The organism is Massilia sp. P2_C2 (assembly GCF_056404615.1).
In genome coordinates this window covers 1-18,768 of the sequence record NZ_JBFUDR010000107.1, presented here as the reverse complement: position 1 = coordinate 18,768, position 18,768 = coordinate 1, and the positions used below count along the sequence as shown (strand labels likewise).

Genomic DNA, 18,768 nt, shown 5'->3' with positions numbered 1-18,768 from the left:
GTTCTACACGCCGATGGCCCTGCCGCTGCTGCAAGGCTTCGACCCGGCACTCGTCGTCTACGATTGCATGGACGAACTGGCTGCATTCAAGAACGCGCCGAAACAACTGCTGCAGCGCGAAAGCGCGCTGTTGAACATTGCCGACCTCGTGTTCACGGGCGGCCCGAGCCTGTACCAGTCGAAGCGCGAACGCCACGCGAATGCGCACTGCTTCTCGAGCAGCGTCGACGCGAAGCACTTCCGGAAAGCGCTGGACCGCAGCGCCAGCCATCCGGAACAGGAACACCTGGCCAGGCCGCGCCTGGGTTTCTATGGCGTGATCGACGAACGTTTCGACACCGACCTCATCAGCCAGGTCGCCGAGGCCCGTCCGGACTGGCAGATCGTGCTCGTCGGCCCCGTCGTGAAGATCGACCCGGCCAACCTGCCGCGCGCGACCAATATCCACTACATGGGCCAGCGCACGTACGAGCAGCTGCCGCAGTTCCTGGCCGGCTGGGACGTCTGCCTGCTGCCGTTCGCGCTGAACGATTCGACCAGGTTCATCAGCCCGACTAAGGTGCTGGAATACATGGCGGCGGAACTGCCGTCCGTCAGCACGCCGATCACGGACGTGAAGGTGCCGTACGGCGACGTCGTCGCCATCGCCGACACCCCGGAGAAATTCATCGCGGCCTGCGACCGCATGCTGGCGATGAACGCAGACCAGAAGACGGCACTGGTGGAGCGCATGCGCGCCATCGTCGCCGGCACGTCCTGGGACCTGACCGCGTCGAAGATGCATCACCTGATCGAGACGACGGCGCCCAGCAACAAGGCCCGGCGCTTCATCGCCCGCGCGGAGGAAACCGACTTCGACGCCGTCGTCAACGCGGAAAACGTCAACCCGTTGCCGATCGCGGCACTGGCCGCGCGGTCGGCGCCGAAGGATGGCCTGGCGAAGGCCGGCTGACCCAACCCGGCACGGTGAGACGCAAACCCGTCTCGCGCTACCCGCGCGGGGCGGTTTTTTTGTTTACGTGATCCGTCACGCAAACCATTAAAGAAATCGCTCAGGCTGTTGATTATTTTTGCGACCGGTAAATACCCATGACTGCCTTGACTACAATGCGCCGATGCGACTTCATTCATTCTTCATGGGACTCCTGCTGGCGCTCGTCTGCGGCGCCGCCGGAGCACAAGGCGGCGCCACGTGGATCTGGTACCCGGGCGATTTCGAAATCTGGCTGAGCAACCGGATGCAGGTGCAGCGCGTCGAACGCGATGTCGCCTGGCCGCCGTTCTGGCGCCTCTACAGCCACCAGCCGCAAGTCAATTTTGCGCGCGAAGTGAACCTGGCCGAACCGGAAGACGTCGCGGTCACGGCCGAAGGCACCTATAACGTCAGCATCGACGGCGTGTTCGTCCACGGCGACCAGCGCCACATCCGGCTGCCGGCCGGCAAGCACAGCATCAATCTCCAGGTCTACAACGCGGCGTCGCCGCCGGCCGTGCTCGTGCAGGGCAGGACGGTCCGGTCCGATGCCTCGTGGAGGGTCGGTCCGCGCCCGGGTGCGTGGACGGAAGGCAGCCCTGTCCATGCCGCGCACTGGAACTTCGACGCGCCGGACGTCCCGCCGTCCCGCTTCCGGCTTGCGACCCGGAAGGTCGAGCCGACGGCCGTGCAGCGCGACGGACGCTCGGTCCTCGTCGACTTCGGCCGCGAGACGACGGGCTTCGTCCGGCTCGCGAACCTCAGGGGCAGCGGCCGCCTGACGTTCCATTACGGCGAATCGCGCGAGGAGGCGCTGGCGACGACAACCGGCGAGACGCTGGACACGGCCACGATCGCCAACCACCGAGGCGACTACGTCGCGCCCACGTCGCGCGCGCTGCGCTACGTGAACGTCGTGGCCGACGCCGGCCTGMGCTTCGACGACGTGACACTTCTGTACGAATACCTGCCGGTCGCGCACCGCGGCACGTTCCGCAGCTCGGACGACGAACTGAACCGGATCTGGGACGTGGCGCAACGCTCGCTGGAACTGAACACGCGCGAATTCTTCATCGACGGCGTCAAGCGCGACCACTGGGTCTGGTCCGGCGACGCCGTGCAGGCCTATCTGATGAACTACTACACGCTCTTCGACAGCGACGCGGTCAAGCGCACCACGTGGGCGCTGCGTGGCGCCGATCCTGTGGACATGCACATCAACACGATCCTCGACTATTCGCTGTACTGGTTCATCGGCATTCGCGACTATGTCCAGTACACGGGCGACGATGCGTTCGTGAAGAGCATCTACCCGCGCATGGTGACGCTGATGGATTTCGTGCTGGGACGGCGCAACGCCAACGGCATGCTGGAAGGCCGGCCGGGCGACTGGGTGTTCGTGGACTGGGCCGACATGCCCAAGGATGGCGAACTGGCCGTGATCCAGCTGCTGTTCGCGCGCAGCCTGGAAGCGATGGCCGACTGCGCGACGCTCGCGCACGACGACGCGAAGGCCGCAAGCTACCGCCAGCTCGCCACGGACCTGAAAACGAAGATCATGGCGGCGTTCTGGGACCCGCAACGGCAGGTATTCATCCACGGGCGCAAGGATGGGAAGCCGAACCCGCTCGTCACGCGCCACCCGAACATGTTCGCCCTGATGTTCGGCTATCTCGACGACGCGCAGGCGGCCGCCGTGCGGCGCAATGTCCTGGCGAACGATGCCGTGCCGAAGATCACGACGCCGTACATGCGGTTCTACGAACTGGCGGCGCTGGCCGAAAGCGGGCAACAGGCCTATGTCACCGGCCAGATCAAGGATTACTGGGGCGGCATGCTGCGTGCCGGCGCCACCTGCTTCTGGGAGCAGTACGATCCGGCCGAGACGGGCGCCGCGCGCTATGCGATGTACGGCAAGCCATTCGGCAAGAGCCTGTGCCATGCCTGGGGCGCCAGCCCGCTTTACCTGCTCGGCAAGTATTACCTCGGCGTGCAGCCGACGGCGCCCGGCTATGCGACGTATGTGGTCGAACCGAACCTCGGCGGCCTGCAATGGATCGAAGGGAAAGTGCCGACGCCGCAGGGCGACGTCGCCGTGCATGCCGACGGGGCGCGCATCCGCGTGACGGCCGCCGCGGGACAGGGCGTGCTGCGCTTCACGAGCGCGACGGCGCCCCGCAGCGACTCGGGCACGATTGTGCCGATCGGCGAACACCGGTACGAGCTGGCGCTGGCACCGGGTAAAAGCTATGTCGTCGAGCGCGACCCGGTATTGCGCGACCCGGTCGAGCGCGACCCGGTACGCTGATCAGGCCAGCGGATCGATCGCGAATGCGGGCATCCGGACCTTTTCGCGCGCCGCCTCGAGGAACTTGTCGGCGGTGAGCAGCGCCTCGTGGATAGTGACGTCCATGTCGAGGTAGCGGTACGTGCCCAGCCGGCCCACGAAAGAAACATTGGTCTCGTTGCGCGCCAGGTTCACGTATTTTTCCAGCTGCGCCTTTTCGCGCGCCTGGCGGATCGGGTAATACGGCGTATCGTCTTCCTCGCACTGGCGGCTGTATTCCATATAGCAGATCGTGCGCTCGTGCTGTTCCCACGGCGAGAAATGCTTGTGTTCCGTAATCCGCGTATAGGATTTCGAATCGTCGCAGTAATTGATGACGGCATTGCCCTGGTAATCGCCGGTGTCGCGGAACACTTCGAAATCCAGCGTGCGATAGGGCAGGCGGCCTTCCACATGCTTGAACCAGGCATCGATCGGGCCGCTGTAGAACACATGGTCGTAATCGGTCCTGGCGGCCGGATCGAATGGCGTGCTCAAATGCACGGCAATGCCCGGCACCTTCAGCATGTTTTCCACGATCGCCGTATAGCCGTCGGCCGGCATGCCCTGGTATTTGTGGTTGAAGTAATTGTCGTCGTAATTGAAGCGCACGGGCAGGCGTTTCAGGATACTGGCCGGCAGCTCGCTCGGATGCAAGCCCCACTGCTTCATCGTATAAGTCTTGAAGAACGCCTCGTACAGTTCGCGGCCCACGAAGCGCAGCGCCTGTTCCTCGAACGTGGCCGGATTCTCGATCGACTTGTCGCCCAGCGACTGGATGAAAGCCTGGGCTTCGGCCGGGCGGAAGGTCTTGCCGAAGAACTGGTTGATCGTCAGCAGGTTGATCGGCAGGGTGAACACGCGATTGTTCGTGATCGCCTTCACGCGGTTCACATACGGCTTGAACGTGCCGTAACGGTTGATGAATTCCCAGGCCCGTTCGTTATCGGTATGGAAAATATGCGGTCCGTAGACGTGGACCATCACGCCGGTTTCCTCGTCGCGCTCCGAATGGCAATTGCCCGCGATATGGTCGCGCGATTCGAAGATTTCGACGTTATAGCCCGCCTGGGCCAGTTGGTTGGCGATGACAGCTCCGGAAAATCCAGCACCGACAATGGCAATATTCTTTTTCATTCGCTTATCCTGAGTTAATGGTTATCTCTGCCGTCGCGACGAGAAGCCGCGCGGGCTCCGTGCCCTCGCATGCGTGCTTTTATCAGAGCGGATGGATGACTATGTTCACAATGCACATCCCAATCCGGACCAATATTGACTTGTGGTTACCGAACGATTGGAATTCGAAATATAGTGCCAAAAATATATCATCCTTCATTCGTTTTACCCCGCACAATTGGACGTACCGGGCACATCCACAAATGAAGGGGATTTTGTCGAACGCGTCACGCAAACAGAAAAACCGCCGGCCGTAGCCAGCGGTTCGAAGTACAACCACTGCCCGGGCAAGCCGGGCAAGGTCAGACATCAACGCTTGTTGTCATTCTTGTGGCTTTGCGAGCCGGCCTTGGCATGCTGCTCGGGCGTGCCGCCGCGGGTGCCGCCGCCGGTCTGCTGGCTACCGCCGCCGCTCTGCTGGCTGCCGCTGCCGCCGCTCTGGGTATTGCCGTCGTTCTTGTGGCTCTGCGAGCCGGCGCGGCGTGCTTCTTCCGAGGTGAACTCGTGGGCATTGCCCGAAGCGTGCGCAGCCTTGCCGCCTTCCGAAGCGATTTCACGCTGCTTTTGCGGATCCATCGATGCGAAACCGCGGTTGCTGGTATCGCCGCTCTGGTTGCTGCCCTTGTTACCACCTTGCTGGTTGTTCGATGCCATGATCGTTCTCCTTGAGTTGGTTCATCGGCTCCCGATCGGGAAGAGGTGAAAACCATGGTAAGCCGCACGATATGCTGACTGAATAGGACTCCTTGAGGCATGCCTGTAGGACAAGTCCGCCAAATTCGAGGCAACACCTAATGAAAGGACGGACCGGCAGGCGGCACGGGATCGTTGCGGCGAAACAGCTCCACCTGCCTGGGGTCGGCCAGGCGCACGATCGACAACGGCTGCGCGAACTCGATGCCTTCCTGCTGGAAGCGGCGGTAGATGTCGAGGAAGATGGCTTGCTGCGCATCCATGTGCCGGATGTAGTCCGGGCTGCGGTAGTGGTACACGACCTCGAAGTCCAGCGACCATTGACCCCAGCTGAAGAAATGCGCGCGCTCGAAATCGATGTTCTGCTTGCTGGCGATGATGTCGCGGATGAGATCCGGGATGCGCGCCAGCAATTCCTCCCGTGTGCCATAGGCCACGCGCAGCACGAAGGCCACGCGCCGCGTCTGCATGCGCTTGTGGTTGTGAATGCGGCTCTTCAGCAGCTCGCCGTTCGAGAATACCACCTGTTCGCCGCCGAGCCCGCGTACGCGGGTCGTCTTCAGCCCGATATGCTCGACGGAACCGAGCACGTCGCCGACGATGATGAAGTCGCCGACCTCGAACGGCTTGTCCAGCATGATCGACAGGGAGGCGAACAGGTCGCCGAGAATGTTCTGCGTCGCCAGCGCGACCGCGACGCCGCCGATGCCCAGGCTGGCCACGAGCGTGGTGATGTTGATCCCGAAGTTGTCCAGGATCATCAGGGTGACGACGACCCACAGCAGCAGCCGCGAGATGAAGCACAGCACGCTGCTGGACTGGCGCCGTTCGCCGTCCACGGGGCCGACGCTGAACTGGTCGCGCCAGGCGCGCAGGCCTGTGTCCCCCCACACGGCGGCCTGCAGCAGCAGCGACGCGATGGCGATACGCGTGACGAAGCGGTCCTGCCTCACCGACAGTTCCAGCAAGGTGCTGGCGAAGTACAGGCCGAACACGACGATGAACAGCAGATAGGTGCGGGACAGCATCGTCAGGACGAAGTCGTCGATGCGCGTCCGGGTCCGCCGCGACATCGCTTCCACGCGGCGCAACACGAAGGCGCGCACGAACACCATTGCCACGGTCGCGGCCAGGCCCACGGCCAGCGCGACGGCCCAGTCTTCGAGCGAATTGTTGAGCAAAGAAAAATGTCCTGCCTGGGACACGTACGGCAACGTCATCGGCATACTCCAGTTCCGTCAAAAACAAGGGGCCAGTTTGGGGGCGGCCGGGATCACGCCGCGCACAATTGACTTTCAGAAGGGCGCGGAATACATTGCCTTAATTACATCAATTCTTGCGCCAGAACCTGATGGCATCCGACCAGACCACCAAGATCCTCCTCGTGGACGACCAGCCCGCCAACCTGGCGGTGCTTGAAGCCATCCTGGCGGACCTGGGGCAGGCCCTCGTGGCCGTGACGTCGGGGGAAGCCGCGCTGCGCGAAGTCCTGGCCCACGATTTCGCCGTCGTGCTGCTGGACGTGCGCATGCCGACGATGAATGGTTTCGAGCTGGCCGAACTGATCCGCGAGCACCCGCGAACGCACAGCCTGCCCATCATCTTCCTGACCGCCGGCGATGCCGCCGAGTTCCCGCTCGAGCGCGCGTATGCGCTGGGCGCGGTCGATTACCTTACCAAGCCGTTCAATCCCGTCGTGCTGCGTGCCAAGGTCGCCGTCTTCATCGACCTGTACCGCAAGAACGCGGAACTGGCGCGCATCGAGGAAGAGCGCCACCGCGCGCAGCTGCGTTCGCGCGACGCGCGCCTGCGCCTGATCCTCGACAATATCCACGACTATGCCTTCATCGGCACGGACGTCGACCGCATCGTCACCGAATGGGAGGGCGGTGCTGGCGCGATCACCGGCTGGAAAGCGGACGCCGTACGCGGCCGCCGCGCCGACCTCTTGTTCACGGAAGAAGACCGCGCGGCGGGCGTGCCCGACCAGGAGTCGCGGCGCGCCCTCGAACAGGGACGGGCGGAAGACCGCCGCTGGCATGTGCGGCGCGACGGCACGCGCTTCTTCGCCGAGGGTGTGATGGTGCCGCTGCGCGACGAGGCCGGCACGCACGTGGGTTTCGCCAAGATCATCCGCGATGCGACCCGGGAACAGCTGGCGGCCGAACGCCTGGCCCGCAGCGAGCAGCAGCTGGGCGAGAGCCGCGACCGCTTCTCGCTGCTGCTGGCGTCGTCGGGCGAGGGCATCTTCGGGCTCGACCAGGAAGGCCGGTGCACGTTCCTGAACCCGGCGGGTGCCGCGCTGCTCGGCTACGAGGCGCTGGCGCCGGAGGGCAGGCCTATCCATGAGCTGATCCACGACGGCGCGCACGACGGCCACGGCCCGGCCGCCTGCCCGATCGCGGCCGCGGCGCGCGCCGGCACCGTGCTGCGCGTGGACGACGACCTGTTCCGGCGCCGCGACGGCAGCGCGCTGCCCGTCGCTTATTCCGTCTACCCGATGGTGATCCAGGGCCGCACGGCCGGTGCCGTCCTCACGTTCACCGACATCACGGCCCGGCGCCAGGCCGAGGCCGAGCGCGAACGCCTGCTGCGCGAACTGCAGGCGGCCAGCGAACGCATGCGCGACATCTTCCATCGCGCGCCCGCCATCATGTGCGTGATGAGCGGAGCGGACCACGTGATCGACATGGCCAACCAGCGCTACCTCGACCTGGCCGGCGACCGCCCGCTGGCCGGCCTGTCCGTGCGCGCCGCGCTGCCGGAGCTGGACGGGCAGGGCTTCATCGACGTGCTGGACCGGGTCTACCGCAGCGGCGAAGCGGTCGAAGGTCATAACGTGCGCCTGCTGCTGCAGCGCCCGCAGGCTGGCAGCGAAGAGCACTTTCTCGACTTCGTTTGCATGGCGCTGCGCGCCCCGGACGGCGCCATCGCGGGCGTGCTACTGCACGGCGTCGACGTCACCGAGCGCACACGTGCGAATCTGCTGGCCATCGGCCAGCGCAGCGCCCTCGAACTGGCCGTCACGGACGCGCCGCTCGGCGACGTGCTGGACGTGCTGGCGCGCACGGCCGAGGATTACAGCGGCGGCGCGGCGCTCGCGTCCGTACAGCTGGCGGGGCCTGGCGCCCATCTGCGCCACGCGGCGGCGCCGTCGCTGGCGCCCGCCTTCCAGCATGCCATCGACGCCATCCCCATCGGTCCCGTCGCCGGGACGGCCGCCAGCGCGGCGTGGCGCGGCGAGCCGGTCTCCTGTGCGGACATCGCCACGGACCCGCTCTGGCAGCATCAACGCGAGCTGGCGCGTACGCACGGCCTCGCTGCGGCACGCGCGCTGCCGATCCTGGCGCCGTCCGGCGCCGTACTGGGTACGTTCACGTTGTATTACCGGGAACGGCGCGTGCCCAGCCCGCCGGAAGAAGCGGCGCTGGCGCTGCTCGCGAACACGGCGTCCCTCGTCATCGGCCAGCGCCACGAGGCCGCCGAACGGCAGGCGGCCGAGCAACGCTCGCGCGCGATCCTGGAAAGCATGAGCGAGGGGTTCATCGCGCTCGACCCGGCATGGCGCATCACGTATGCGAACGGTGCCGCCGAAGCGGTCACCCAGCGCCGCCGCGACGAACTGGTCGGCGCGCAGTTCTGGGACCTGTTCGCCCGGCTGCGCGGCAGCCTGCAGGAAGGCGCGCTGCGCCGGACGGCCCTGGAGCGCACCCGCAGCCGCATCGAGGCGTTCGATCCCGACCAGGGCCGCTGGTTCGAGATCAATTCATTCCCGACGGACGGGCCGGACGCGAGCGGCGGGGGCCTCGCCCTGTACTTCCGCGACGAGACGGACCGCCGGCGCGCGGAAGAGGGCATCCGCCGGCTGGCCGCCGTGGCCGAACAATCGTCGGACTTCATCGGCATCTTCACGCCAGACGCCGGCGGCATCTACCTGAACCCGGCGGGCCGGCGCATGGCCGGACTGGACGACAGCACCAACATCGCGGCGTGGCGCATGCTCGATTTCTTCCCGCGCGAGGACCGGCCGTTCGTGTGCGACCACGTGATGGCGGCGCTGACCGGCGACCCTGCCGCGTGGGAAGGCGAGCTGCGCCTGGCCCAGCCCGACGGCCGCGCGCCGCTGCCCGTCTACTTCAAGGGTTTCGCCGTGCGCGACGCCGACGGCAACAACATCGGCCTCGCCACCATCACGCGCGACATCACGGCGCAAAAGCGCGCCGAGGGCGAGCTGCGGCGCATCGCGGCCGACCTGTCCGAGGCGGACCACCGCAAGAGCGAGTTCCTCGCCACGCTCGCGCACGAGCTGCGCAATCCGCTGGCACCGATCCGCACCGGGCTCGACTTGCTGCGGATGGCACCGCGCGAGCCGGAAGCGGCGGGACGCGTGCACGCCATGATGGACCGCCAGCTGGGGCACCTGATCCACCTCGTGGACGACCTGCTCGACATCGCCCGCATCACGCGCGGCAAGATCGAACTCAAGAAGGAAGCCGTCGACCTGAAGGCGCTCGTGCACATGGCGCTGGAAACGAGCGCCGCGCTGATGGAAGGCCACGGCCACCGGCTCGAGGTCGACCTGCCGGACCAACCGCTGCCGCTGGACGCGGACGTCACGCGCATCGTGCAGGTGCTGTCGAACCTGCTGAACAACGCGGCCAAGTACACGCCGGCCGGCGGCCGCGTCACCCTGGCGGCCTGGCGCGAGGATGGATATGCCGTCGTCGCCGTGTCGGACACCGGCATCGGCATCCCGCCGGAAGCCATCGGCGCCGTGTTCGAGATGTTTACCCAGGTGCGCGGCAGCCTGGACCGGGCCCAGGGCGGCCTCGGCATCGGCCTGTCGCTCGTGCGCCGCCTCGTCGAGCTGCACGGCGGCCGCGTCAGCGCCTACTCCGCCGGCCGCGGTCAGGGCAGCACCTTCACCGTGCGCCTGCCGCTGCATCCCGGTTCGCCGCACGCCCGTCCGGGCGGGGACGACACCAACGCCGGGACGCACCCGCCGGCACCGCTGCGGGTGCTGGTCGTCGACGACAACGCCGACGCGGCCGACAGCCTCGTCGCGCTGCTGGATGCGCTGGGCCACGCGACGTGGGTCGCGCGCGATGGTCCGCAGGGCCTGCGGACGGCGCTGGAAGCGCGCCCGGACCTGATCCTGCTCGACATCGGGCTGCCCGGCATGAGCGGCTACGAGGTCGCACGCGCGATCCGGCGCCACCAGGGCTTCGGCCAGGTGGTCCTCATCGCGCTGACCGGCTGGGGCGCGCAGAGCGACCAGGAACAGTCGCACGAGGCGGGCTTCGACCAGCATCTCACCAAACCCGTCAGCCTCGAAGCGCTGGAACAGGCGCTGGCCGCCGCCGCGCGGACGCTGCCATGAAGGTACCCGACGTATCCTGCTAGCCGTCGGCTGGTGACGGCGTCGTACGCGCGTGCACGTCGCACAGCACGCCCTCGATGGCGGCCACGGTCGCCGGCTTGGTCAGGTGCGCGTCGAACCCGGCCTGCGCCGTGCGCGCGCGGTCGTCCGCGCCGCCCCAGCCCGTCAGGGCCACGAGCATGACGCCGTCGTGGCGCCGCTCGCGCCGCACGATGTCGGCCACTTCATACCCGGACAGTCCGGGCATGCCGATGTCGAGAAACACGGCCTGCGGCTGCAGGCCGTCGAGCATGCGCAGCGCCTGGTAGCCGTCGTGCGCGACGGCGACGTCATGGCCCATCACGGACAGCAGCGCGGCCAGCGTGTCGGCGGCGTCGCGATTGTCGTCCACGACGAGCAGGCGCAGCGGCGACGTGTCCGCCGCCTTTGCGGACGCGCCCGGCGTCGCAAGAAGCGGCGCGCGCCGCTCGGCCAGCGGCAGCCGCAGGGTGAACACGCTGCCCATGCCGGTGCCGGCGCTGGCCGCGTGGATCGTCCCGCCATGCAGTTCCACGAGGCTGCGCACGAGCGACAAGCCGATCCCGAGTCCGCCGGGCGTGTGGTGGGCGGCATGCGCAACCTGGGTGAACATCCGGAAGACGTCTTCCAGCGACTCGGACGGGATGCCGATGCCGTTGTCCGACACGGCGATCAACGCCTGGTCGCCGTCGCGCTCGGCCGCCAGCACGATGTGGCCGCCGCGCGGGGTATATTTCGCCGCATTGTTCAGCAGGTTGCTGACGACCTGGGTGATGCGGGTCGCGTCCGCGTACAGGGTCAGCGATTCGGACGGCAGGCGCACGTCGAGGCGGTGACGGGACGTCTCGATCAGCGGCAGGCTCGTCTCGACGGCCGCGTGCAGCACGTCGGCGAGCGGAATATAGTCGCACTTCAGGTCGACCTGGCCGCGCGTGATGCGGGCCACGTCCAGCAGGTCGTCGACGAGGTGCACGAGATGGTCGAGCTGGCGGTCCATGATGTCCTGCACGCGGGCGATGGCCGCCGGGTCGGAGCGGGTGCGGCGCATCAGCTGCAGGCCGCTGCGGATCGGTGCGAGCGGATTGCGCAGCTCGTGCGCCAGCGTGGCGAGGAATTCCGTCTTGCGGCGATCCTGCTCGGCCAGGTCGTCGGCCAGGCGGCGCAGTTCCAGTTCCGTGCGGCGGCGTTCCGTGATGTCCGTGAACAGCACGACGACCTTGCGGCTGTTGGCCGGCCCCACGCGCGCGGCATAGACGTCGAACCAGCGCGCCAGCCGCTCGACCTCGTCGATGAAGTGCACGGGCTCGCCGGTGGCCGCGACCCGGCCCAGCGCGTCGAGCCAGCGCGCCGCGTGCGCCGTCACCAGCGAACGCATGGTATGTCCCACGGCGTCCTGGAACCCCGTCACCTTGACGAAGGCGGGATTCACCTCGAGGAAACGGTAATCGCACGGGGCGCCGGCGCTGTCGTACAGCATCTCGATCACGCACACGGCTTCGTCGATGGCCTCGAACAGCGTGCGGTAGCGCTCTTCGCTGGCCTGCAACTGCTCCTCGGCCTGCTTMTGCAGCGACGCATCGATCACGACGCCGCGCATCAGGCCCCGCGGGCCGCCGGCGGCGCGGTCGAGCTGGCCGCGCGCCAGTACCCAGCGCCAGGCACCGTCGGGCGCGCGCACGCGGAAGGTCGCCTCGTAGGGCTCGCCGCTGTCGATTGCCCCGGCGAGCAGGGCCTGCGTCGGCCGCACGTCGTCCGGATGGATCGCGTCGAAGTACGCGCTGACGGAAATGCCGTGCGCATCCTCGGGACGCAGGCCGAACATGTCGATCAGGCGCGCGTCGGCGGCGACCTGGCCGCTCGCGACGTCCATCGACCAGACGGCGACCTCGGCCGCGGCGATGATCGCCTCGAGGCGTGCCCGGGTGTCTTCCAGCGCGGCTTCGGCGCGGCGCCGTTCGGCGGCGGTGGCATGCGCCTGCAGGAAGAAGCGCGCCTTGGCCTTCAGGATCGGCACCGAGACAGGGTCGTGCAGGACGGCGAGCGCGCCGGCATCGTACAGCGCGTCCAGCGAGAACGGCGGCGCAGGCGGGATGCCGTGCGCGATGACGGGCGTCTGCGGCAGAGCGGCGCGCAGGCGGCGCACGCTGTCGAACAGTACGTCGGGGTTGCCGGAATAGCCGGCCAGGACGAGCGCGAAGTTGGTCTGGCCGCGGGGCCGGCGGGCATGATCGAGGGCCTCGTCCAGCGTGCGGGCGTGCACGAGACCGTAGCCGAGTTCGGCGGCGACGGCGCCGACGGCGGGATCGGAGACCGGGCGGTCGCACAGGAACAGGACCCGTCCCGGGTGGCGGTCTCTCATGGGGATCCTCCGCATACGGCACGGGACCGCGCGGGCCAAAGGCGCCGCGCGCAGCGGAGCGCCAGCAGGACGGTCGTCAGCGCGGCTTGCATGCACGGAAAGTCGTGATCATCGTGCTGCGACTGTAGGAGGTGTGGGCCCGGCTGTCAACTACGGCCCGGCACGATTGCGACCGGCAGCCGGGCGCCATGTGCCGCGTTTCGCCGGTACGATGGCGCCGCAGAAGTGACGCAAGGAGAACACCATGGAAGCATCGAACGAGAGCGCCGGTGTCGACGTGGGCGCCATCATGGGCGGCCTGTACGGCGACGGCATCATCGCCTGCAAGGGCGCCTTCAGCGCCGACTGGGTGGCGCRAGTGAAGGAAGACATCGAAACCCTGTTCGCCGAGGCGCGCGCCCGCCCCAACGGCGCCCTCGAGCGCGGCCCCTGCCGCTATTATGTCGAGGTGCACCCGGAACGGCTGCGCGGCTTCGTCGACCTGGCGACGCATCCGTGGGTGGTCGCCGTGTGCCGCGCCGTGCTCGGGCCGGACTACAAGATCGTGGAAGTCGGCTTCGACATCCCGTTCCCGGGCGCGATGCACCAGCCGTGGCACCGCGATTTCCCGGCGCCGCCGGAAACGCTCGTCGGCCGCCGCCTGAATTCGCTCGCCTTCAACCTCACGACGGTCGACGTAACGGAGGAAATCGGCCCGTTCGAGATCGCCCCGGGCACGCAATGGGATGACCTGGCGGGCGGCGATCCGATGTTTCCGGATAAATCGCTGTATCCGCGCTACGAGGCGCGTGCGCAGCGCAAGCTGCCGCAGGTGGGTGACATCTCGGCCCGCTCGGCGCTGACGATCCACCGCGGGACGGCGAACCGCAGCCAGGTGTCGCGTCCGGTGCTGGTGCTGGGCGTCGACGCTCCGGACGGCCGCAACGCCGAGAAACACGACCTGCAGGTGACGCAGGCCTACTGGGATGCGTTGCCGGCGGCCGTGCGCGACCACCTGCGCTGCCGCATCGTACCGGCGCTGGAACACATCGAGCAGGTCCACACGATCGAGGGCCTGCGCATGGGCGTGATGGGCTAGCGCCCGGCCTTGCCGCCGCTGCCGTCGTTGCCGTCATCCTCGGGCGCACTGTCCTTGAGCACATCCGGCAGGGCGCACGCTACTCGCCGTCGCCGCGGCTGACCTCGCTGCGTCGGGCGCCGCGCGCGGGCAGGTTCTTTTCCAGGATCGCCCACAGGATCAGGCCATAGGCCAGCAGGCGTACGAGGTAGTGCAGCGGAGTGTCCTCGGTATCGTCATACGTGAGCGCGGACACGATCCGGTGCACGCCCTCGATCCCGAACGACAGGGCGAAGTACAGGAAGAATCGGTCGCGCGTGCCGCGCCAGAAGCGCAGGAAGAACAGCGCGATGACGAAGGAGGCCATGGCGATGGCGCCGGCGATCAGGTCGCTCATGTCGTTCCACTTCATTCTTTTTCGTAGATCAGGCCGTACAACAGGAGGAGCACGGCCACGAGGGCCGACACCTGACGCACGGGCAACAGGTCAACATCGGGGAAAACGACCTTGTCCAGGACGAGGAACACGTTGTTGACGGTCATCGCCACGAACGAGGCGCCGCTCCAGAACAGCAAACGGTGCCGGGTGCGTCGGTAACTGCCCAGCAGCAGCCACGCACAGGCCAAGGACGTGAGTGCACACAGCACGAAAATGGTAATTGCCATCAGCTATCCTTTCGCCATTTGAAGGCGTCCGCAAACTGCTGCGCCTTGCGGTCGAGGGAAGAATGGATCAGGTGCGTGACTTCGACCAGGTGGGTCGCGTACGCGTCAGCCAGGCGGTCGATACGCTCGCGCAGGCCGGCGTCCGCCGGGGCGTAGCGGTAGCTTTCGGCGCCTGCGTCCCGGCAATGCACGGCGATGCCGGCCGTGCACAGGTCGGCCAGCAGGCCTTCCGCCATTTTTTCACGGACGTACAGGCGCCGCGCCAGCGTATCGCGGCGCCACGCCTGGGCCGGGTCGGCGCGCATCAGCAGTAACGCTTCCAGGAAGGGAACCGAGGGGACGCTGGTCAGCACGAAGCGCCGGAGGTCCTCGGGTATGGAGGGCTTATCCATCGCCGTCAATGTTTGGACAAATGTACTTGGCTTTTTGAAACGGCGATTCTATATCATTCCCTTCGGAAATGCAGCGAACATTCAAACGTGCGCGGGTATGCAACATGGAAAACCATGACGAAGTTCAAGCGCGTGTCGGCTAAAATGACACAATCTTTGATCTTAACAAAACATCATGTTCGAGAAGTTATTCGCGCCTGCGCTCGTACTGGCCTTTCTGTTGTCACTCGGCGCGTGCCAGCGCGAGGCCGGGCACGCACCGTCCCGGCCCCATGCCGAAGCCGGCGTCGCCGACCGCGGCGACCACCGTGGCGGGGCCGCACCGCAACCGCAATCGTGCAGCGACCATTTCGTCGACGGCCAGGCGCCGCGCATCACCAATCCGAAACTCGACAAGGCGACGGAAGAACTGTGCTTCAACGTATTCAGCGTCCTGCATTCGGGTCTCACGCGCACCCCGCTATGGTCGGCGGAGCACCTGCAGGCGGAGAATATTGCGGCGGCGCAGGAATTGTCGCGCGAGAATTCTTTCCATTCGGAGTCCCGGCTGCCGCCGAACCAGCGGGCGGAACTGTCCGACTACGCGCGCAGCGGCTACGACCGCGGCCACATGGCGCCGAACGGCGACATGCCGGACCGGGACAGCCAGCGCGACAGCTTCAGCCTCGCCAACATCGTCCCGCAGGACGGCGAGAACAACCGCAACCTGTGGGCCGGCATCGAAGGGGCCGTGCGCAAGATGGCCAAGCGCGAAGGCGACCTGTACGTCGTGACGGGCCCGGCATTCCTCGGCTCGGACCTGCGCAAGGTCGGCAACGTGCTCGTGCCGACCCACTTGTATAAACTGGTGTACAGCCCGCGCCAGCGCGCCGGCGCCGCCTGGTTCGTGGAAAACACGCCGGACGCGAAGCCGAACGTGATCCCGATCCCGGAACTCGAACGCATCATCGGCATCAACCTGCTGCCGGCGCTGCCCGATGCGGACAAGGAGCGCGTCCTGGCCGTGCCGGAGATCCGCGACAAGCCGTCGCGCCGCAACAAACGCCACTGATTTCCATCGCCGCCAAGGAAGACACCATGAGCAGCAAGCCCACATTTGCACCGTACGAAAACGAAGCCGACGTCGTCGAGGTCGGCAACCTGATGCTGGAGAACCGGCTCGACCGGATCACGATCTCCGGCGACGTCGACCTGACGGCCGACAAGGACGGCCTGGCCAGGGCGCGCCTCCTGCACGACCTGCTGGGGCGGATCGTCGCGGGCCTGGAAGCGAAGGACCTGCCGGACCGCCTGCCGCCACCGGACGTGCAGACGGTATCCAACCCGTTCGGCTGAGCGCGCTGATCGGTACGCACGCATGAGTTGTACTGGGTCAATGGTGCGCGCAACGCGGCAGCTTTGGAGTACTCTGGATTTCTCCAGCGTCCATGACGCGAACGACACCATGAGCCGGCGCGAGGATCTCCACGCGGAAAGCTGCAAGCTCGTGTCATGCTCGGCGGCGAGCAGGTCAGCGTGGCGCGCTTCGGACAAGCCGGCGTTCACCAGATGACATCGGAGGAAACATCATGCGACATACCCTAGTAGCTGTCTTCGATAACCGGAGCGATGCCCAGAACGCGCTCGATGAATTGCTGGCATCGGGCTTCTCGCGCACCGATGCGAGCCTTTCCAGCGCCGATCCGACGGGCCAGACGGACAGCGTCACCGGCGACAACGAACTGCTCACGGGCGCGCACGAGGAAGGCTTCGGCGCCTCGATCAAGCACTTCTTCACGAGCCTGTTCGGGTCCGACTCGAACGAACACGCGGCCAGGTATTCGGACGCCGTCACGCGCGGGCACCATGTGCTGACCCTGACAACGGATTCGGAACCGGAAGTCGAGCGCGCGGCCGACATCATCGAGCGCTTCGGCCCCGTGGACATCGACGAGAACCATGACCAGTGGGCGGGCGGCGCGGCCGGCGCGCGCATGGCGTCGTCCGGCCTGCAGCAATCCGGTTCGATGTCCGCGCAATCCGCCGGTACCGGCCCGGGGTCGGCAGCGACGGGGTCGCAGCAGGGCACGCAGGCCGGCTCGCTGCAACGCTCGGCCGACGAAGACCGCAATTTCTTCGGGACACAGAACATGAATGATCCGGTCCCGAAGGACAATACGTACCAGGAACCGCTGGGCGCGCCGATGCAGTCGGGCGGCTCGCTGGACAGCAACCTGGGCGGCAATACGCTCAGCGGCACCCAGAGCTCGTCGCAGAATCCGGCCACCGGTACGTCGCGCCAGTCGACGCTGGGCGGTTCGCAGAGCGGCGCGCTGAGCCAGAGTGGCAGTACCTTGCAGGGCACGGCGTCGATCCCCGGTTCGGACGACGTGTCGCTGGGCGGCTCGGCCAGGATGGGGAACCAGTCCGGATCGCTGCAGCGCGATACGAACCAGTCGGGCTCGCAGCAGCGCGACCCGGGTTCGCGCGGCAAGGTGCGCGTGTTCTCGCGCGACGCCGGCATCGGGAGCATGGTCGACGATGACTATCGCAGCCACTGGGACGAGAACTACTCGAGCCTGGGCGGCACCTACGATGACTACGCGCCGGCCTACCGCTACGGCAACGAGATGCGCCGCGACGAGAAATACCGCGACCGCGACTGGAGCGACATCGAGAAGTCGCTGCGCAGCGACTGGGAGACGCGCCACCCGGGCGAATCCACCTGGGAGAAATTCAAGGCAGCCATACGCCATGGCTGGGATCGCATCACTCCGGACGCGGACGACTGGTACCGCTCGGACTGGAATGATCGTTACTCGAGCCTGGGCGGCAGCTATGACGACTACGCGCCGGCCTACCACTACGGCACCGAGATGCGCACCAGCGCCAGGTATCGCGACCGCTCCTGGGACGAGGTCGAATCCGACCTGAAGAGCGACTGGGAAGCACGCCATCCGGGCGCGTCGACGTGGGACAAGTTCAAGGCCGCCGTGCGCCGCGGCTGGGACAAGATCACGCCGGACATCGACGACGACAGCTACTACCGCACGCACTGGAACGCCAGGTATTCGAACGCGAACGAAACGTATGACGACTACCTGCCGGCGTACCGCTACGGCGACGAAGCGCGCCGCCTGCAGCAATACCGCAGCCGCCACTGGGACGACGCGGAGTCCGAGCTGAGGTCCGACTGGGAATCGCGCTATACGAGCGGACACTCCACCTGGGACAAGTTCAAGGACGCCGTGCGCCATGGCTGGAACAAGATCACGCCGGACACGGTGGACGACTCGACGTATTACCACACCCACTACGAGTCGAACTACGCCAGCGACGGCACGGGCTATGATGACGTGGCGCCGGCCTACCGCTACGGCAACGAGATGCGCAAGAGCGACACCTACCGTGGCCGCCACTGGGATGATGCGGAGACCGACCTCAAGAACGACTGGCACAGCCGGTATGGCGCGCACGATGAACGCTCGGCCTGGGAGCGCATCAAGGCGGCCGTCCGGCACGGCTGGGAAAAGATGACGGGCGACACCACGGACGCCGACAGCCATTACCGCACGCATTGGTCGAACACCTACGCATCGAGCGACGGAAGCTATGACGAAATGGCGCCAGCGTACCGCTACGGCGCAGCGATGCGCAACGACGCCCGCTACCGCAACAGCGACTGGTCCAAAGTCGAGGACGCCCTGCATGCGGACTGGGATGCGCGCTACGGCGCGGACGGCGCGGAC

14 protein-coding genes are annotated in these 18,768 nt (G+C 66.8%); 7 read left to right on the top strand and 7 right to left on the bottom strand.

Annotation, left to right across the window (positions count from 1 at the left end; all coding sequences use genetic code 11):
* Positions 1-952: glycosyltransferase (locus tag AC1DYX_RS14395; RefSeq protein WP_477259869.1), on the top strand; the 952-nt coding region annotated here is incomplete at its 5' end.
* A gap of 163 nt (positions 953-1,115) precedes the next feature.
* Entirely contained in the window at positions 1,116-3,281 is a 2,166-nt protein-coding gene (locus AC1DYX_RS14390; protein ID WP_477259867.1) for an alpha-L-rhamnosidase-related protein, read from the top strand.
* Here AC1DYX_RS14390 and glf read toward each other — a convergent pair whose 3' ends face one another.
* From glf to AC1DYX_RS14375, 3 genes are all read right to left on the bottom strand, one after another.
* Positions 3,282-4,436 (bottom strand): UDP-galactopyranose mutase, encoded by a 1,155-nt coding sequence (gene glf, locus AC1DYX_RS14385; RefSeq protein ID WP_477259865.1) that lies wholly within the window; start codon positions 4,434-4,436, stop codon positions 3,282-3,284.
* Positions 4,437-4,784: 348 nt separating this feature from the next.
* Complete coding sequence (locus AC1DYX_RS14380; RefSeq protein WP_477259863.1) at positions 4,785-5,129, bottom strand: KGG domain-containing protein; 345 nt, start codon at positions 5,127-5,129, stop codon at positions 4,785-4,787.
* A 137-nt stretch (positions 5,130-5,266) separates the two neighbouring features.
* Positions 5,267-6,349 (bottom strand): mechanosensitive ion channel family protein, encoded by a 1,083-nt coding sequence (locus tag AC1DYX_RS14375; protein ID WP_477259861.1) that lies wholly within the window; start codon positions 6,347-6,349, stop codon positions 5,267-5,269.
* A gap of 170 nt (positions 6,350-6,519) precedes the next feature.
* Between AC1DYX_RS14375 and AC1DYX_RS14370 the strand changes: the two genes are divergently transcribed.
* Positions 6,520-10,548 (top strand): PAS domain S-box protein, encoded by a 4,029-nt coding sequence (locus AC1DYX_RS14370; protein WP_477259859.1) that lies wholly within the window; start codon positions 6,520-6,522, stop codon positions 10,546-10,548.
* A 19-nt stretch (positions 10,549-10,567) separates the two neighbouring features.
* Here the strand turns inward: AC1DYX_RS14370 and AC1DYX_RS14365 are convergent, their stop codons facing one another.
* The gene (locus AC1DYX_RS14365) at positions 10,568-12,925 is read right to left on the bottom strand and encodes an ATP-binding protein (protein WP_477259857.1); all 2,358 of its coding nucleotides are present in this window, start codon (positions 12,923-12,925) and stop codon (positions 10,568-10,570) included.
* A 244-nt stretch (positions 12,926-13,169) separates the two neighbouring features.
* Here AC1DYX_RS14365 and AC1DYX_RS14360 point away from each other — a divergent pair, with 244 nt between their 5' ends.
* Positions 13,170-14,003 carry a phytanoyl-CoA dioxygenase family protein gene (locus AC1DYX_RS14360; RefSeq protein ID WP_477259855.1) on the top strand — a complete coding sequence of 278 codons (834 nt, stop codon included), beginning with the start codon at positions 13,170-13,172 and terminating at the stop codon, positions 14,001-14,003.
* Between the two features lie 79 nt (positions 14,004-14,082).
* Here AC1DYX_RS14360 and AC1DYX_RS14355 read toward each other — a convergent pair whose 3' ends face one another.
* The 3 genes from AC1DYX_RS14355 to AC1DYX_RS14345 are packed head-to-tail and all read right to left on the bottom strand — an operon-like array spanning position 14,083 to position 15,040.
* Positions 14,083-14,394 carry a DUF5985 family protein gene (locus tag AC1DYX_RS14355; protein WP_477259853.1) on the bottom strand — a complete coding sequence of 104 codons (312 nt, stop codon included), beginning with the start codon at positions 14,392-14,394 and terminating at the stop codon, positions 14,083-14,085.
* A complete protein-coding gene (locus tag AC1DYX_RS14350) occupies positions 14,391-14,648 on the bottom strand; it encodes a DUF5985 family protein (protein ID WP_477259851.1) in 258 nt (85 codons plus the stop codon). The genes AC1DYX_RS14355 and AC1DYX_RS14350 overlap by 4 nt, the downstream gene beginning before the upstream one ends.
* Entirely contained in the window at positions 14,648-15,040 is a 393-nt protein-coding gene (locus tag AC1DYX_RS14345) for a hypothetical protein (protein WP_477259849.1), read from the bottom strand. The genes AC1DYX_RS14350 and AC1DYX_RS14345 overlap by 1 nt, the downstream gene beginning before the upstream one ends.
* Before the next feature lie 175 nt (positions 15,041-15,215).
* Between AC1DYX_RS14345 and AC1DYX_RS14340 the strand changes: the two genes are divergently transcribed.
* From AC1DYX_RS14340 to AC1DYX_RS14330, 3 genes are all read left to right on the top strand, one after another.
* Positions 15,216-16,091 carry a DNA/RNA non-specific endonuclease gene (locus AC1DYX_RS14340; protein WP_477259846.1) on the top strand — a complete coding sequence of 292 codons (876 nt, stop codon included), beginning with the start codon at positions 15,216-15,218 and terminating at the stop codon, positions 16,089-16,091.
* A 26-nt stretch (positions 16,092-16,117) separates the two neighbouring features.
* A complete protein-coding gene (locus AC1DYX_RS14335; protein WP_477259844.1) occupies positions 16,118-16,375 on the top strand; it encodes a hypothetical protein in 258 nt (85 codons plus the stop codon).
* Positions 16,376-16,608: 233 nt separating this feature from the next.
* The coding region (locus AC1DYX_RS14330) for a general stress protein (RefSeq protein WP_477259842.1) at positions 16,609-18,768 on the top strand (2,160 nt) is incomplete at its 3' end.

Bases quoted from the DNA above. Each gene is read 5' to 3' on its own strand.
- glf (WP_477259865.1), bottom strand. From the start codon at position 4,436: ATGAAAAAGAATATTGCCATTGTCGGTGCTGGATTTTCCGGAGCTGTC.
- AC1DYX_RS14380 (WP_477259863.1), bottom strand. From the start codon at position 5,129: ATGGCATCGAACAACCAGCAAGGTGGTAACAAGGGCAGCAACCAGAGC.
- AC1DYX_RS14370 (WP_477259859.1), top strand. From the start codon at position 6,520: ATGGCATCCGACCAGACCACCAAGATCCTCCTCGTGGACGACCAGCCC.
- AC1DYX_RS14355 (WP_477259853.1), bottom strand. From the start codon at position 14,394: ATGAAGTGGAACGACATGAGCGACCTGATCGCCGGCGCCATCGCCATG.
- AC1DYX_RS14350 (WP_477259851.1), bottom strand. From the start codon at position 14,648: ATGGCAATTACCATTTTCGTGCTGTGTGCACTCACGTCCTTGGCCTGT.
- AC1DYX_RS14345 (WP_477259849.1), bottom strand. From the start codon at position 15,040: ATGGATAAGCCCTCCATACCCGAGGACCTCCGGCGCTTCGTGCTGACC.
- AC1DYX_RS14340 (WP_477259846.1), top strand. From the start codon at position 15,216: ATGTTCGAGAAGTTATTCGCGCCTGCGCTCGTACTGGCCTTTCTGTTG.
- AC1DYX_RS14335 (WP_477259844.1), top strand. From the start codon at position 16,118: ATGAGCAGCAAGCCCACATTTGCACCGTACGAAAACGAAGCCGACGTC.